The sequence below is a fragment of the Murinocardiopsis flavida genome (assembly GCF_003014485.1).
In the GTDB taxonomy this organism is placed as follows: Bacteria; Actinomycetota; Actinomycetes; order Streptosporangiales; family Streptosporangiaceae; genus Murinocardiopsis; species Murinocardiopsis flavida.
This window is the reverse complement of sequence record NZ_PYGA01000002.1, coordinates 1-15,609: the sequence shown is the minus strand read 5'-3', so window position 1 is coordinate 15,609 and position 15,609 is coordinate 1. Positions and strand designations below refer to the sequence as shown.

At 72.3% G+C, this 15,609-nt stretch carries 10 protein-coding genes; 4 read left to right on the top strand and 6 right to left on the bottom strand.

All coding sequences use genetic code 11. From position 1 onward, the window contains the following. Nucleotides 1–15: 15 nt before the first annotated feature. The 3 genes from CLV63_RS02780 to CLV63_RS02765 form a co-directional block, all read right to left on the bottom strand. Nucleotides 16–3,435 (bottom strand): phosphodiester glycosidase family protein, encoded by a 3,420-nt coding sequence (locus CLV63_RS02780; RefSeq protein WP_106581286.1) that lies wholly within the window; start codon nucleotides 3,433–3,435, stop codon nucleotides 16–18. Nucleotides 3,436–3,986: 551 nt separating this feature from the next. Then, complete coding sequence (locus CLV63_RS02770) at nucleotides 3,987–4,307, bottom strand: hypothetical protein (RefSeq protein ID WP_106581284.1); 321 nt, start codon at nucleotides 4,305–4,307, stop codon at nucleotides 3,987–3,989. A gap of 135 nt (nucleotides 4,308–4,442) precedes the next feature. After that, the gene (locus tag CLV63_RS02765; protein WP_394339734.1) at nucleotides 4,443–5,171 is read right to left on the bottom strand and encodes a L,D-transpeptidase; all 729 of its coding nucleotides are present in this window, start codon (nucleotides 5,169–5,171) and stop codon (nucleotides 4,443–4,445) included. Nucleotides 5,172–5,433: 262 nt separating this feature from the next. Here CLV63_RS02765 and CLV63_RS02760 point away from each other — a divergent pair, with 262 nt between their 5' ends. Continuing rightward, a complete protein-coding gene (locus CLV63_RS02760) occupies nucleotides 5,434–6,141 on the top strand; it encodes a response regulator transcription factor (protein WP_106581282.1) in 708 nt (235 codons plus the stop codon). Continuing rightward, entirely contained in the window at nucleotides 6,122–8,215 is a 2,094-nt protein-coding gene (locus tag CLV63_RS02755) for a sensor histidine kinase (protein WP_106581281.1), read from the top strand. The genes CLV63_RS02760 and CLV63_RS02755 overlap by 20 nt, the downstream gene beginning before the upstream one ends. 48 nt (nucleotides 8,216–8,263) lie before the next feature. On the opposite strand, the gene CLV63_RS02750 is transcribed toward CLV63_RS02755, so the two are convergent. Then, nucleotides 8,264–8,896, bottom strand: a complete 633-nt coding sequence (locus tag CLV63_RS02750; RefSeq protein ID WP_106581280.1) for a TetR/AcrR family transcriptional regulator — start codon at nucleotides 8,894–8,896, stop codon at nucleotides 8,264–8,266. A 50-nt stretch (nucleotides 8,897–8,946) separates the two neighbouring features. On the opposite strand from CLV63_RS02750, the gene CLV63_RS02745 reads away from it, so the two are divergent. Then, nucleotides 8,947–9,942: a DMT family transporter gene (locus CLV63_RS02745; RefSeq protein ID WP_106581279.1), complete on the top strand. Its 996-nt coding sequence runs from the start codon at nucleotides 8,947–8,949 to the stop codon at nucleotides 9,940–9,942. A gap of 191 nt (nucleotides 9,943–10,133) precedes the next feature. On the opposite strand, the gene CLV63_RS02740 is transcribed toward CLV63_RS02745, so the two are convergent. Further along, nucleotides 10,134–11,555 (bottom strand): endonuclease/exonuclease/phosphatase family protein, encoded by a 1,422-nt coding sequence (locus CLV63_RS02740; protein WP_170134131.1) that lies wholly within the window; start codon nucleotides 11,553–11,555, stop codon nucleotides 10,134–10,136. 779 nt (nucleotides 11,556–12,334) lie between these two features. Here CLV63_RS02740 and CLV63_RS02735 point away from each other — a divergent pair. Further along, a complete protein-coding gene (locus CLV63_RS02735; RefSeq protein ID WP_106581277.1) occupies nucleotides 12,335–14,122 on the top strand; it encodes a CocE/NonD family hydrolase in 1,788 nt (595 codons plus the stop codon). A gap of 285 nt (nucleotides 14,123–14,407) precedes the next feature. Here CLV63_RS02735 and CLV63_RS02730 read toward each other — a convergent pair whose 3' ends face one another. Continuing rightward, entirely contained in the window at nucleotides 14,408–15,085 is a 678-nt protein-coding gene (locus CLV63_RS02730; protein ID WP_211301122.1) for a DNA alkylation repair protein, read from the bottom strand. Nucleotides 15,086–15,609 lie beyond the last annotated feature (524 nt).

Genomic DNA, 15,609 nt, shown 5'->3' with positions numbered 1-15,609 from the left:
CGGCGGCTCAGCGGGTCAGCGGGTCAGTTCAACCGCGACCTCCGTGCTCTCGCCGTTGACCGCGACCCCGAGGGTGATCCGGCCGGTGCGCAGCGCCCTGAGGGTCCCCGACCGCGGATCGAACACCGCGATCGCCTCACGCGGGTGGGTTCCGTCCACCCGCCCGATGTGCACGTTGCCGCTCGCCGTCCAGTCGGCCGACACGGGGTAGGCGACCGGCACCGTACGGTCGCCCTGGTCGAGCCGCGCGGCGACGTCGGCCTTCTTGCCGATGCGCAGCGTTTCCGGCGCCGACATCCGCAGCGCGTCGACGTGCGGCCGGATCTCGGCGCTGATCCAGTCGGGCCCGCCCAGGTGGGGACGCTTCGCGGCGTCGTCCTGCGCCTCATCCGGGATGCGGTCGGCGCCGAACAGCGTCCACCCGCTGAAACCGCCCTCCTCGGCGCCGCCCGCGGGGGTCTTCGCGGAGTTGCCGTTGACGACGTAGGGCACGCCGTCGACCCCCGCCGCGCTGAACGCCCCCACGTGCCCGCCGACGAACACGGCGCCCTTGCCGGTGTCGTGCTGGAAGTCGCCCAGCAGCTCCTCGATGAGCGCCGCCTCCTTGCGGTCGGCGAGCTGGCTGTTCTTCGCCGGCAGCGGGTCGCGCGGCGGGTGGTGCTGGATGAGCGCGACGGAGTCCACGGCGGGGTCCTTGCGCGCCGCGGCCAACTGCCGGTCCAGGTAGCCGATCTGCCCGGGTGTGCTGCCCCGCAGGGTCCCCGACGAGGAGTCGAGCGTGATGAACCGGGTGCCCTTGTGGTCGAACGCCCGGTGCGTCTTCCCGAAGTGCGCCACGAAGTTGTCGATCGACGAGCCCATGACCTCGTGGTTGCCCGGCACGTAGTAGTACGGCAGGTCGCCGTCGAGCTCCTCGTCCAGGATCCTCTTCGCGAGCTCGAAGTCCGCGTCCGACGCCTCGTCCACGAGGTCCCCCGCGATCACCAGGAAGTCGGGCCGCTGGCCCTTGATCTCGCGCAGCGTCCGGCGGGCCCCTTCGACCAGCGGCGAGTCGGGGTCGCGGGCGACGAACTGCGCGTCGGACATCACGGCGAACCGCCAGTCCGAGTCGGCGACGTCGCCGTCGGTGACCACGACGTCGTCGCGGACCGGGTCGTCCGGGGGCACGTCGAGCGCCGGTGCCGCGTTGACGTACATGTCGTCCAGGACCACCTCGCCCGTATAGGAGCGGGCCGCCGAGGTCTCGACCGTGTAGAACCGGCTCACCGTCACCGGCTGCGGCAGCGCCTCGGGAACGGGCACCTCGATCTCCTTCCACCCCTCCCACGTGACATAGGGGCCGTAGACGGAGTGCGCCTTACCGGTGGCGTCGACCACGGTGAACGCGGTCCACTCGCCCTTGCCCGCCCCGAAGACGGACGCCCCGACCGCGCGCGTGTGCCCTTCGACGCCCAGCGGGGCCGGCGGGATCGCGTAGGCGGTGCGAGTGCCCGTGGACTGGCTGAAGTCGTAGGACAGCCGCAGGCCGGCGCCGTTGCGCCCATCGGCGGGCGCGACCTCCGCGGTGCCGCGCGCCGACCCGGCCGTCCAATCGGCCGCGTCGTCGAACGACGCCACCTCGTGGCGTTCGACGCCGATCGTCACCCCGATGGACGTGGTCAAGCCGCCAACGGTGGCCGTGACGACCGCGCCGCCGGAGTCGGCCCGCGGCTTCGCGGTGAACCGCCCGTTCTCGCCGACGGAGATGTCGAGCAGGCCGGTGTCGTAGTCGAGTTCGACGTCGGCCGGTTCGACCGGCGCCGAATTGCCGTGCTCGTCATAGCCGACGATGCCGAACGCCCCGGTGCCGTCGGCGCCGGGGATGTTCACCGACGGGTCGTCGGCCCCGATGCGCGCGGCCGGGCCGAGCACCTGGAGTTCCACCGAGCCGTCGGCGCGGCCCGAGCGCGCCGTGACCTTGGCCGTGCCGGGTTTCTTCGCGCGGAACACCCCGTCGTCGACCGTGCCCTTCGACGCCGACCACGACGGGGCGGGCGCGTCGGCCACCGGTCCGTACGCCTCGTCGTGGGCGACGGCGGTGAGCGTGCGCGTCAGCCCGCTGAACACGCGGTCGGGGCGGCCGCCCGGAATGGGGGCGGTCGTGGGTGCCTGGGCGGGGTCGATGGCGGTGTCCACGCGGTAGGCGTCGATCTCGCCGCTGGACTCGGGCTTGTAGACCGCGAGCCCGTTGGGGACCTGCCGCTCGTGGCCGTCGTTGGGGGTGTTGCGCACCTCGACCGACGAGTCCCCCGCCGAACGGCTCACCAGGGTCGACGACCCGCCGCCGTCGAGTTCCATGCCGATCTCGGCGCCTTCGGCGACGAGCCGGTCGCCCATCTCGCGCAGCGTCGCGGCCCTGCTGCCGACGTTCGTGCCGTCGGCGGTCACGATGCTCACCGTGCGCCCGTCGGCGGAGAAGCCGATGGCGGAGCGCGCGGCGCGGGAGGTGTCGGGCGGGTCGAGCGCCGCGCCACCGGAGACCAGCAGATGGCGCCCGCCGATGGCGGTGTCGAGGTCGGAGCCGGTCTCTGCCCCGGCTTCTGCCCTGGCGTCCGCCCCGTTGTCCTTTTCGGTCGCCGCTTCAAGGGACACCTCCACCGGGTCGCCCTTGTCGAGCGCCGCGAGGGTCCGCGCGCCCTTCTCCCTGCCGAGGAGGACGGTGGCGCCGGCGGGGACCTCGCCTTCGCCCGCCGAGTCCGAGACGGACTCGACCACGTCGTCGACAACGATCACCTCGGTGACGTCGGCCGCGCCGCCTACGGCGTGGGAGCGCGCGTACCCGCCCCACAAGCGTGTGTAGCCGCCGATCTCGTCCGTGCCGAGGGACGGTGAGTTCAGCTGGGCCAGCTCTGCCGTCCCCGACGGCAGGGTCGCGGACCCGGTGAACAGCAGGTCCTGGATCCCGCCGAGCCCCTCGGAGTCGAAGGTGACCGAGCGCTTGCGGTCCGCCCGGGGCGACTTGACGAGCGCCCCGTCGTCAACGGCGCCGCCGAGCGGGGCGTTGGAGTTGTTGATGTCGAAGTAGTCGCCGTTGACGGCCGCCGCGGCGCCGGCCTCGTCCGCCATGGCGGAGATGGTCGAGGTCGAGGTCACCCGCCCGGCGTCCAGATAGCCGAACCGCGACCCCTCGGCGAGGTCGACGGTGAGGACGTTGGAGCGCTGCCACCCGGCGGCGTCGACGGTGCGCACCGTCTCCACCTCCACACCGGGGGCGACGGGCTCGCTGTGCTCGGAGACCGTGACGGTGTCGTCCGCTGCGGGCTCGGCGGGGTCGGGGAGCGGGGCGCTGAGCGGCGGATGCGAGGACGCGTCCAGCGCCGCCCGTGCGACATCGGCGGCGGGGTCGCCGTTGACACCGGGCGCGCGGGGTTCGGCGACCGCGGGGCCGGGTGACATCAGGACGAGAAGGGGGACGAGGAGTAACAGCAGGGATCGCGTGCCGGCCGGAACGGCGCGGGCGCGTGACTGGGGGGACAGTGCGGCCTCCTGCGAGCGGATGTGCGGGGAGCACACGGAGTTGACGGACGTGCCGGTGTTGACGGACGTGGGTGAGTTGCAGTGCTGCCAGTGATGCCAGTGATGCCAGTGATGCCAGTGCTGACGGTGTTGCCAGTTCTGGCGGTGTTGCCGGTGCTGCCGGCGCTGCCAGTGCTGGCGGTGTGTCGTCGGAGTCGAGTCAACACACCGAACCCCCGCGGCGACAGACCCCTTGCACATATTCTCCGCGATACTCCGGCGAACCGGAGGTAATCAACGTGGCGGCGCGCCCGTCCGGTGGAAGGGCCGGGCCGGGTGCGGACGGCGGCGCGCAGCTCGTGCGCGGGCCGGGCCATCGGCGCCTCTCACGGCCGACGCGCCCTGCCGCCACCGGCGGCAGGGCGCGGACGGCGGACATGACTGAGCGGGGCCCGCCCGCAAAGGGCGGGCCCCGCTGCCGGACACGACGGTCAGCCGGTGTAGTTCGGCTCCCCCTCGATCGGGGTGGCGGGGGAGGGCTCCGGCGTCGGCTCCTGCTTCTCGGGCGGGGTTCTGCTGGGCTCCGGCGCGCTGGGTGCCTGGCTCGGTTCCGGCTCTTCGGGGGGAGCCTGGCTGGGCTGCGGCGCGCCAGGATCCCGGCTGGGCTCCGGTGTTTCGGGGGCCTTCGGGCTGGGCTGCGGGGCCTCCTGCGCCGGCCGGTCCGCGGGGCCTTGATCGGCGAGCACGGGTCCGGCACCGAGGAGGGCGGCCGCCGCTGCCCCGGTGATGAGGAGGACGGGCTTCAGTCGCATGAATGGCCTTTCGTCGTTGTTCGTCGTCGTTGTGCGTCCGCGTTGTTCGTCCGCGGGATTCTCGGGGCGGTGCGCCCCGGACCGGTGCGGCGGCCGGTGCGCCGTGCGCGGCTCAAAGGCGGCACGGCGCGGCCGTCACCCGGCGATTTCGACGGGTGTGCCGAGCGGCAGCTTCTCGGCCATCCAGGTGATGTCCTTGTCGGAGACGCGGATGCACCCGTGGCTGACCTCGCGGCCGAGGTCGCCGTTGTCGTTGGTGCCGTGCACGGCGAGCTGGCCGGGGCCGCCCGCGAACGTCTCCAGCGTTTCGGAGAAGCCGCTCAACCCGAAGGCGTAGGCGCCGTAGTCGCCGCCGGGGTCCGGCGGTTCGAGCAGTTCGGTGAGGAAGTACCGGCCCGGTGGTGTCGGCGTCTTGCCCGTCCCGGTGCCGATCTTGCCGCTGCGGATCTCCTTCGCGCCGTCGTGCACGGCGAAGGTGAAGGCGTCCGGGTCGATCTCCACGCGCAAGGTGGTGGTCGACAGCTTCACCTGGTCGGCCTTGACCCATCCGGTGCTGCCGTTCGGCCGGACGGGGAGCAGGACCTTCAGCCAGTCGCCGTCGTTGCGTTCGACCAGGAACGTGCGGTCGGCGCCCAGCTCATTGGGGCTGCCGAGCGTCGAGTCCGCCTTCGCTCCCGCCTTCTCGGCGAAGACGTCGACCTCGTCGCCTGTCGCGGTCGCGATCTCGGCGGCGGGAACGCTTTGCGGCGTCTCCGTGTCCCCGGTGCCGGCGCCGGTCGGGGCGGACTGGCAGGCGGCCAGAGCGGTCAGGACGGCGGCCGCCGCCAGCGTTGTGCGCGCCGCATGGCTCAGGCGCGCGGTCAAGGGGGGTCGGTGCATGGGGTCCATCCGGTTTCGCGGCGGGCTGCGCCCGGCGGCTTCGGCGGTTTCGGGCCTCCGGCGCGGTGCTCCCGGCCGGACACCCCGCAGACTGGCCGACGGATGTGAAGGACCTGTGTGGCCGGCGTGTGCGTCCTGTGTGGGTCCGGCCCGCGGCGCCCGCACCAGGGCGGCGACGCATACGATCGGTCCTTGGCGGCGCACGGGAGCCGCCGGTTCGGACGTGGCGAAGGAGGGGAACCGACGGATGTGCGCCCATGTTCTGGTCGCCGAAGACGACGTGAACCAGGCCGACCTGATCCGCCGGTACCTCCAACACGAAGGGCACGCGGTGCACGTCGTGCACGACGGCGCCGCGGCGGTCGAGGAGCACCGCCGCAGCAGCCCCGACCTCGTCGTCCTCGACGTGATGATGCCGATCATGAGCGGGCTGGACGCCTGCCGAGCGCTGCGCGTGGAGTCCGACGTCGCGGTGCTCATGCTGACCGCCCGCTCCACCGAAGACGACCTGCTGACAGGGCTCGACCTCGGCGCCGACGACTACATCACCAAGCCCTACAGCCCCCGCGAACTCATGGCGCGCGTGCGGACCCTGCTGCGCCGGACGCGCGCGGCAGGCCGCGAACCCGAACGTCCGCTGCGCGCCGGGCCCATCACCGTCGACCCGTCGCGGCACGCCGTGCACCTCGACGGCGACCCCGTCGAATGCACACCTGCCGAGTTCCAGCTGCTCGTCGCGCTGGTGGGCCGCCCCGGCGTCGTGTTCAGCCGCGCCCAGCTGCTGGAGCGCATCCACGGCATCGACCGCTTCATCACCGAGCGGACCATCGACGTCCACGTGAAGAACCTGCGCAAGAAGCTCGAACCCGACCCCCGTTCTCCCGTGCGGCTGATCACCGTCTTCGGGGTCGGGTACAAACTGAGCGGGGACGCCGATGGCGCGCCTCCGGCGTAGGGGCGCGCTCCGCCACAGCCTGCTCGCCCGCCTGCTGGCGAGTTCGGTACTCGTGGCCGTCTGCTCCATCATCGCGACCGCGTGGCTGGCCGTGCAGGGCACATCCGACTCGATCAGCGTGGAGCAGGGCGAGACCCTCGCCGTCGACACCCGCATCCACGACACCCTCGTCGGGTACGCCGCGGAGCACCCCCAATGGGACGGCGTGCAGGGGACTGTGGACGACCTCGCCGCCGACACCGGCCGGCGGATCGTCCTGACCACCGAGAACCGCCGCCCCATCGCCGACTCCGGCGACGGCGCCCCGGCGCTGCCCATGAGCACCACCTCGGTCGTCGACCCGCTCGCCGTGGACGTCACATTCGCCCCCGAGGACGCCGACCGCATCGACGCCCGCGCGGTGGGGCCCTTCAAGCTCGGCAAGGCCGACCGGTCCCGACTCCGCACGATCGCGGACGACGGCGTGGCCTGCATGGACGAGACCTACGGCGAGACCGTCGAGGTGACCGTGACGCCCAGCGGGCGCCCCTTCGTGGCGGCACCCGACTCGGCCGGCGACCCCGAGCTGTCGTCCATGTGCGGGCTCGACGCGTTGGACCGGCCCACCAAGAGCGAACGGAAGGCGCTCGCCGAGCTGAACCGCCTCATGGACGCCTGCCGGAAACGCGGCGAGCCCGGCGCCGAGTTCCAGATCGACGGCGCAACGGGAGAGGAGGTGCCCGTCCCCGCTCCCGACACCGACCCCGGCGCCCCCTCCGCGTCCACGGATCCCGACAACGCCCAAGCCCCCCAGCCCCAGCCCTCCAGCGGGCAGGACCCCGCTGAGCCGCCACCGGCCCCCGAACCGTCCTCCGCACCGCGACCCGAACCGGAGCCCGAAGCCTCCCCACCGGCCCCGGAACCGCCCGAGCAGACCGCTCCGCCCGAGGCGCCGGAGCACTCTGCCCCGCCCGAGCCGACCTCCGCGCCGTACGACCTCCCGGGACCGGAACAGAAGCTCGACCCCCGGACGGCGGCGTGCGTCGACTCCAGTCGCCGGGAACAGCTCGACCCCTACGTCGCCCCCGCGGCGCTGCTGTTCATCGACGACCCCGACACCCAGTCGGCGACCGGTCTCAGTCTGTCCCGCGACGGCCTGCTCCGGGTGTCCGGAGTGGTCCTGGCGGTGCTCGTCCTAACCGTGGTCGTGAGCGTCGTGGTGTCGACCCGGCTCGTCCGCCCCGTCCACGCGCTCACCGACGCGGTCCAGCGCATGCGCGCGGGCGAGGGCGCGGCGCGGGTGGCGGTGCGCGACTCCGGCGAGATCGGCCGGCTCGCCACCGCTTTCAACGAGATGTCGGCGCACCTGGAACGGATGGAGGCGCAGCGCAAGGCCATGGTCAGCGACGTCTCGCACGAGCTGCGCACACCGCTGAGCAACCTCCGCGGCTGGCTTGAGGCGGCGCAGGACGGTGTCGCCGCGATGGACCCGAAGCGCATGGCGATGCTGGTCGAGGAGACCCTGGTCCTCCAGCGCATCATCGACGACCTCCAGGACCTCGCACTCGCGGACGCCGGGAAACTCCGGCTCACCCCGGAGCCCGTCGGCATCGCCGAGGTCGTCGAGCAGGCCGCCGCGAGCTACCGGCTGCGTGCCCGCGACGCGGGTCTGCGGCTCACCACCGAGGCGTCCGACGGCACCGCGGTGGTCGCGGACCGCACCCGCCTGTTGCAGGCGGTCGGCAACCTGCTGAGCAACGCCCTGCGGCACACCCCGGCCCCCGGCGCCATCACGGTGCGCGCCTACGCGGCGGACGGCGACGCCGTGATCGAGGTCGCCGATACCGGGACCGGGATCGCGCCGGAGCACCTGCCGCACGTCTTCAGCCGGTTCTGGCGGGAGGAGCGGTCGCGCAGCCGCCGGACCGGGGGCAGCGGGCTGGGCCTCGCGATCGTGCGCAACCTGGTGGAACTGCACGGCGGAAGCGCCTCGGTCGCCAGCACACCGGGGGAGGGGTCGACGTTCACCCTCCGCATCCCGCTCGACGGCGGACCGCTCGACGGCAGACCGGGCGACGCCCACGACGACGCCTGAGAAACCCGCCGGGCACGCGCCGGAGCGGCGGGAGTGGGGCGATCACCGTCACTTCCGGCCGGGTGCGCTCCGCCCTCCCGTGGCGAGGGCGTCCTGGAGGAGGACGTGGGCCGCGCGCCGGGCGCGGGTCACGGCGTCGGTGATGTCGGTGGTGGAGTGCATGACGCAGGCCCCCTCATGGAGGCAGAGGAGCTCCGCGGCAAGCGCGTCGGCGCTGCGCACACCGGCGTCATGCGCCAGATCCCGGAACGTGTCGTGGAGCCATTGCTTCTGCCCATTGATGACCCGGTGCGCGGGGTGCTCGGGCGTGTCCAGCAGTTGGGCGTGGGCGTGGACGAAGGCGCAGCCCTTCGGGCCGCGGGCGGTCATCCACGCGTCGAGGGCATCGAAGACCGCGAGCACCGGCGGTGTCTCCGGATGCTCGGCGATCCAAGACTCCACCCAGCCGCGGTACCTGCTGTCGCGTTCGCTCAAATAGGCGCACACCAGGGCGGACTTGGACTTGAAGCGGTCGTAGACCGTCTTCTTCGTCACTCCGGCCGCCTCGGCGACGGACTCGACCGCGACCGCGGTGATGCCCCGTTCGTAGAACAACCGCCCGGCGGCGTCGAGCGCGGCACGAGCGCCGGGTGTCAGCCGCGGAACTTCCCATGATGAGGACTCTCGTTCCTTAGTTGCCATACCGATGAGTATAGTAGTAACTAGTCCAGTGAGTATACCTAGGAGGGCCGATGCCGAGCAGCACATACGCGAACACGGCGGAGGTCGATGCGACCCCGGCAACGGAAGCTCGTCCGGCAAAGGGATCTCGCCCGGCAACGGGCACGGTGGGCGCGGGCGCACTGGCGGTGGGATTCGTCCTCATGTGGAGCTCGGGCTTCATCGGCGGACGACTCGGCACCGAGACGGCCGGCACCCTGAGCCTGATGGCGTGGCGCTTCCTGCTGCTGGTGCCGCTGCTCGCCGTGGTCCTCGGGCTGGTCCACCTCGTCGGCTGGCGCCCGGTACGCCTTTCGGGCGCCCTGCTGCGGCGGCACGTACTGCTCGGGCTGCTGAGCCAGGTCTGCTACCTCGGCGGCACCGTCGGCGCGATCGAGTACGGCGTCGGCACGGGCACGGCCGCGATCATCGCCGCGCTCCAGCCCCTCCTCGCCGGGTCCGCGGCAGGCCCGATCCTCGGCAAACGTGTCAGCGGCAGACAATGGGCCGGACTCGCCTTCGGCTTCGTGGGTGTCGCCGTCGTCGTCGGCGGCGACCTCACCGCGGGCGACGCACCGGCATGGGCCTACGCACTGCCCTTCGCCGGAATGCTCGCCTTGGTGAGCGCGACCCTGGTCGAAGCGCGTCGGCCCATGCGGGCATCGATCGTCGAGAGCCTCGGCATCCAATGCGCCACCAGCGCGGTCGCCTTCAGCGTCATGGCGTACGCGGCCGGCGACCTCTACGGACCCCACCTGACCGATTCGGCGTTCTGGACGTCCGTCGTCTGGTTCGTCCTCCTGTCGACACTCGGCGGCTACGGGCTCTACTGGCTGGCGCTGCGCCGCCTCGGCGCCATGGAGGTCAGCAGCCTGATCTACCTCACGCCGCCCGCCACCGCCGTGTGGGCATGGGCCATGTTCGGCGACCCGATCCCCGCGACCGGCGTCCTGGGCTTCGCGATCTGCGCCTTCGGCGTCGGCGTCGTCTTCCTGCGCGCATCGGCCCGCCCCGTCGGCAGGATCTGAGCACCGGCGCCGGGTTCCTTTCCGGCTGGAGCCCGGCGCCGGTACGCCAGTGGCGTGTAAGTACCGGAGCGGTGCCGGAGCGGTGCCGGAGCGGTGCCGGTCAACGTTTCCTGATCAGTGGTTTCCGGTCAGTGGGTACGGGCCGGTGGGTGCGGGCCGGTGGTTCCCGGTCAGTGGCCGTCAGCGCCGGGTCAGTGGTGGAAGGACAAGTCGGTGATCTGGGCCGCGTGGTCGGAGTAGAACGCGTGCTGGTCGGCGTGCCGCGGGAGCTTGGCGTCGACAATGTCGGCGCCGCGCACATCCACACCGCGCCCCTTCACAAAGGTGAAGTCGATCCGCCGCGGCACCCGCAACCGCTCGATGGGGGTCCACGTCGCACCGGGGTGCTCGGCGACATCGGGGTGCAGGCTGCGGTAGGTGTCGGTCCAGCCGTCGTCCTCGACGGCGCGGGTCACCGGCCAGTCGATGACCATGCCGCGGTGGCCGGGCGCGTCGGCGAACTCCGCCGTCCAGTCCAGGTGCGACGACGCGTTGAGGTCCCCGGCGAGCACCGCGGGGACGTCCGACCCCGCCTCGCCCACGTAGCCGGGGATGGCGTCGTCCAGTACCGCCTGCATCTGCTGCATCCGGCTCTCGGGTTCGGGGACCGTCGTGACTTTGCCGTCCGGGTAGTACCGGATGGTGCTGAGGTCCGACGAGGCCAGCGACTCGTCGCCGTACGGGCGCTCCCGCCCTTCATCGATGGCCTGCGCCTCGCGCTCCATGACGTACTCGGGGTCGGAAATCCAGTTCAGCCAGGTGTCGAATACGTCGACCGAGCGCCCGGAGTCCAGGGTGAGGCGCAGTCCGCCGAAGTTGAAACTGTCGATGCCGGGCGCCTCGACGGGCGGGTACACCTTCTCGATCCCGTAGCGGCTGAAGATCCACAGGTTGTCGCCGCCCTGGCCCGGCTCGCGCTGGGTGATCTTGGTACCGGTGTACTCGACCCCGGCGGGCGCCACCTCGTTGAGCGCGTCGAGAATGCGGTCACCGGAGCCGTAGGTCTCCACGGTCGCCAGGACGTCAGGGCGCCGGGTCTGCACGAACTCCAGCAGCTGAGCGAGGTTGACCTCCCCGCCGAGCCCCTCGTTCCGGCCACCGTGGAAGATGTTCCACTGCATGACCCGGACGGGTTCGGCGAGTTCTGCGGGTTGGACCGCCACAGCGGAGGTCGCACTCGCCTCCTCGTCATAACGGGCGGTGCGATAGCGGACACCGGTGATCGCCAGGTGGTCCTTCGCGGCATCGATGATGGTGCGCCGCAGTTCGCACGTGCCGTCAGTGCCCGTCACGCAGGAGACGCGGCGCTCGCCGCCGTTGTCCGAGGCGCCGGGTGTGGGCGCCCAAACGGCCCGCACGACGGCGCCGCGCACCGGGTTCCCCGCGCCGTCGGTCACCAGGACATCGGCGCGGGCGCGCCACGACGTCTCGGCGGGGCCTCCGATGGCCTCGGAACCCGCGGTCAGCTCGGCGACCTTGACGACCGCCTCATCAGCGGCGGCGGAGGGCACGAATACGGCGGCGAGCAGCGGACTCACCGCTGCGGCTGTGAACAGGCGTAGTGCGGAGGGCATACGGCCTCGTCTCACTCGGTGGGTGGGGGAGCAGGGGAGTGGGGGATGTCGGCGGAGGCGGCGATGGGTGGAGACGGGGGATGGGGATAGGGCTGTTCGCCCTACACCCGTCGCGGCGCTCGAAGCCGGACGTGAAGCCGCCGGCGGAATCCGGTCGGCCGCGCCATTCTGCGCCCAATCCGCCACCGAAACCAGCCCCGCAGCGTGAAGGAGCCGGCCCTCCCGAGGGCCGCGCAGTGGGCGCCCCCGCACACGAGGCCATCGGCACAGCCGGTCGACCCACCCAACACCGCCCGAGCCTCCGCCCATCCGCCCGCCCGCCCATCCGCCCGTCCGTCCGACTGGCCGTGCGACCACCCGTCCGACCAACTTCCTGTCCGCCCGACTGGCCGTGCGACCGCCTGCCTGTCCGCCCGTCTGCCTGCCTGTCTGTCCGCCCGACCGCCCGTCCGTCCGTCCGTCCGCTCATCGACACCCGGAGCCGCAGCGCCGGGCCGCTGAGCGAGCCGCGGCCGGAACCGCAGGCCATATGGCCTGCGTCGACCCACAGCGGCGCGGCGGCTGCCGTCGCGGGCCCCCGCTGCGCGATAATCCGCGAAGCGGGCGCAGTAGGGGAGTGCGAAGCACCCGGCGGCGCGAAGCACCACGCCGCCGCGTCCCCGCCAGTCCCGGACCCACAGCGCAGGGCCCGAGCCCCAGACCGCGCCCGAGTCCGAGTGCTTCCCACGGGCGCGGAAAACCGGTTGGGTCTGATCACCGCGTATGCCAGGATCCGCGGCATGGCCATCGATACTGCGCGTCGCGTCCAGTCCCTGTACGTGCCGGTCGGTGACGGCGTGCGGCTCGCCGTCGACGTGTGGCTCCCGGTCGAGCGGCTCGCGGCGGACGGTGCGGTGGCCACCGTCGTCCGGGCCACTCGCTACCACCGCGCCGAAGCCCCATCGGGGCCGGAGCCGGAGGCGGACTCCAACAGCGCAGAGGGCGACCTCTGGACCAGTGCCGGATTCGCGCTGGTCCTGGTGGACGCCCGCGGTACCGGGGCGTCGTTCGGCACCCGGACGATCGAGCTCGGACCGCGCGAGGTCGCGGACTACGGCGACGTCATCGACTGGGTGGCCGCGCAGCCCTGGTCCACCGGCCGGGTCGGCGTCTACGGCACCTCGTACGAGGGGCAGGCGGCCGAACTCGTGGTGGGACTCGGCAACCCCCACGTCGTCGCCGCGGCCGCGTTGTTCAGTCCGCTCGATGCCTACCGCCAACTCTTCTACCCGGGCGGGAGCGCCACATCGGGCAGGTTCGCCCGTTGGATGTGCGAGAGCCGGATCAAGGACGGCGTCGCCGGGGCGCGGGAGCGGCTCGCCGAGATCACGGGCCTGCCGCCCGAGTCCCTTCCGCACCAGCCACCGGTGAAGCCGGTGGACGGGCCCGAGGGGCCGGCCCTGCTCGAAGCGGCCGTCAAGGAACATCAGGCCAACGTCGACGTCGACGGGCTCATGGAACAGGTGCCCTTCCGCGACGACCGACTGCCGGGGCTCGACTGGGAGGACACCGCACCGGTCGCGGCGCGCGAGGCGATCGAGTCCTCGGGTGTCCCGATGCTGGTCCGTGCGGGCTGGATCGACGGCGGTTTCGCGGCCGGGGCACTGGCGCGGTTCGCGACGTTCGCCAACCACCAGGAGGTCGAGATCGGGCCCTGGGGCCACGGCGGACGGACCTACGCCGACACTCTGAATCCCGATGGCTCGCTCGGCGCCGACGCGTTCGGGACCGAGGGCCAGGACCGCCGCCTGGTCGACTTCTTCGCGCGTTACCTCCAGCGCGGCGAGCGGCCTGCGGGGACGGGGACACTGACTTTCAGCACCCTCGGCACCGGCCGCCGGCAGACGGTCACATCGTGGCCGCCGAAGGGTCTCGCCGCGCGGCGCTGGTACCCGAACGTGGCGGGCGAACTGGCAGCGGAGCCGGTGGACGGCGCGGGTCCGGTGGCGACCGTGCCGTACCGCGTCGACCCCACCGCGTCGTCGGGACCGATCAACCGGTGGCTGGCAGGCGAGATCGGCCGCGGCGCCGCGTACCCCGACCGCAGGGCCGCCGAAGAATCACTCATGACCTTCACCTCGGCGCCGGTCCCCGCCGACCTGCACGTGGTCGGCTTTCCCGTTGCGACGCTGCGCCTCGCCACGTCGGGCGGCGACGGCGCCGTCTACGTCTACTTGGCGGATATCGGACCGGACGGCGAGGTGGCGTACCTGACGGAGGGCTGCCTCCGGTTCCAGCACCGCGCGACGACCGGCCCGGCCGAGCCGGCGGGGACGGGAGTGCCGCGGAGCTTCGCGCGGGCCGACAGCCTGCCGGTCGTCCCCGGCCAGGACCTCGACTTGGCCGTCGAACTCCAACCCGTCGCCGCCCTCGTCCGCGCCGGGCACCGGATCCGGCTTGCGTTGGCGGGCCACGACGCCTCGTGCTTCGCGCGCTACGGCCCGCCGGACGAGACCTTCACCCTCTCCCTCGGCGCGGTCCCCCACCTCGACCTTCCGGTACTCGGTCCGGAACCCGGTTCCGAGTGAGGGGCGAAAGGGGAGCGGGACGGGTCGCGTTCCGCGACCGTCCTCTGTGTGGGCCATTGTGCGGGCCTTTGCGAGGGCCCCTGCGAGGGCGGACGTCCGCGCGAGGTCTCGGTGCCGGGAATGATCCCGCGCTGGCTCAGCACCGAAGGGGCGGTGGGAGCGAGCACGACCCCCGGCCCGACGACCGGCCCGACGACCGGCACGACATCCAGCCCGACGACCGGCACGGTGACCGGCCAGGGTCGCCCTGCCTCCGCCCGCGATCGGGCCGTTCCGGCGGTCCTTCTACGCCTCCTGCTTCCGGCGCACCATCTCGTTGATCCAGATGGGCGCGAACGGTGAGGTGCAGCCCGGAGACGTCGGGTAGTCCTTGAGTACCTCCAGGCGCTCACCGATGCCGGTGGCGCGGGCACGGTGCTCGGCGTGCTCGATCCCGATCTGAGCCAGGCAGTGGTTCATCTCCCATTGCAGACGCTCCGGGGCGCCCGCCATTTCCGCCTCGATGACGTCGAGCAGCCCTACGAGGTCGAGGCTTTCGGGCCGCTTGGTCACGCGTTCGGCCGTCAGCGCCCAACCGGCACTCGCGACCACCGGATCCGGATCGGCAGTCCAGGCCAGGCGCAGCTCTTCGGCGTGCGGGCTCTTCTTCACCACGTAGTTCACGAGCCAGCCGTGCACCTTGGGGGTTCGCGCCTCGCGCAGCATGGCGTCCAGCTCCGCTCGCTCGAACGCCTTCGGGCGGCAGATCAGCATCGCCAGCAGCCTTGCCGCGGTGTCGCCCGTCTCCCAGAGTCGGTAGGCGAGCTCTTGCTGGGTCTTCAGCCGCTTCGCGAGCGCGCGCAACTTGCCGAGGTTCACACCGTGGTCATCACCGTGCTTCTCGTTCACCTCGCGGACCTTGGGGTCCTCCAGCGCGGCCAGCTCGGCCATCACTTCGCCCACCGTCACCTCGCTCACTGTCATCTCGCCCACCTCGCCCTCACATCCATGACGTGCGGATTTCAGCCTACGGTTTCGCCGGGTCTGCTGTGCGGCCTTGTCCGCGAGGCGGCACGCTGTCGATCTGGTGGAAAAGGCAGCACCTAAGGCGGGTGGTGGGCCGTGCCGCCGGTCGCCCTGCGGGAGTACGGAGAGCTGGGACCCCGCCGGGTCGGGCACCGCTGGTGCGGGCCGCTTGGTCGGACGAGCGGGCCGCGCCGTTGCGGGCACACCGCCCGGCGACGCCCAACCCCTGACCTGCGTCAACACGGAAACGTTCGCCGAGCACCGCATCACGACCGAATCCATCGCCCCCACCCATGGCACAACGACCAACGAAACACCACCAGATCAGCCGAACCATACCTGGTCGACGCAGGCAATACCGCATATACTGGAAACATGTTCGAACACGGAACACCCCACGAGCCACCCCCCGACAGGGGACTGGCCGGGGTGCGCCGCACCCTCGCCTCGGCCGCCGCGCACGCGGCCGCGTGCGCGGATGC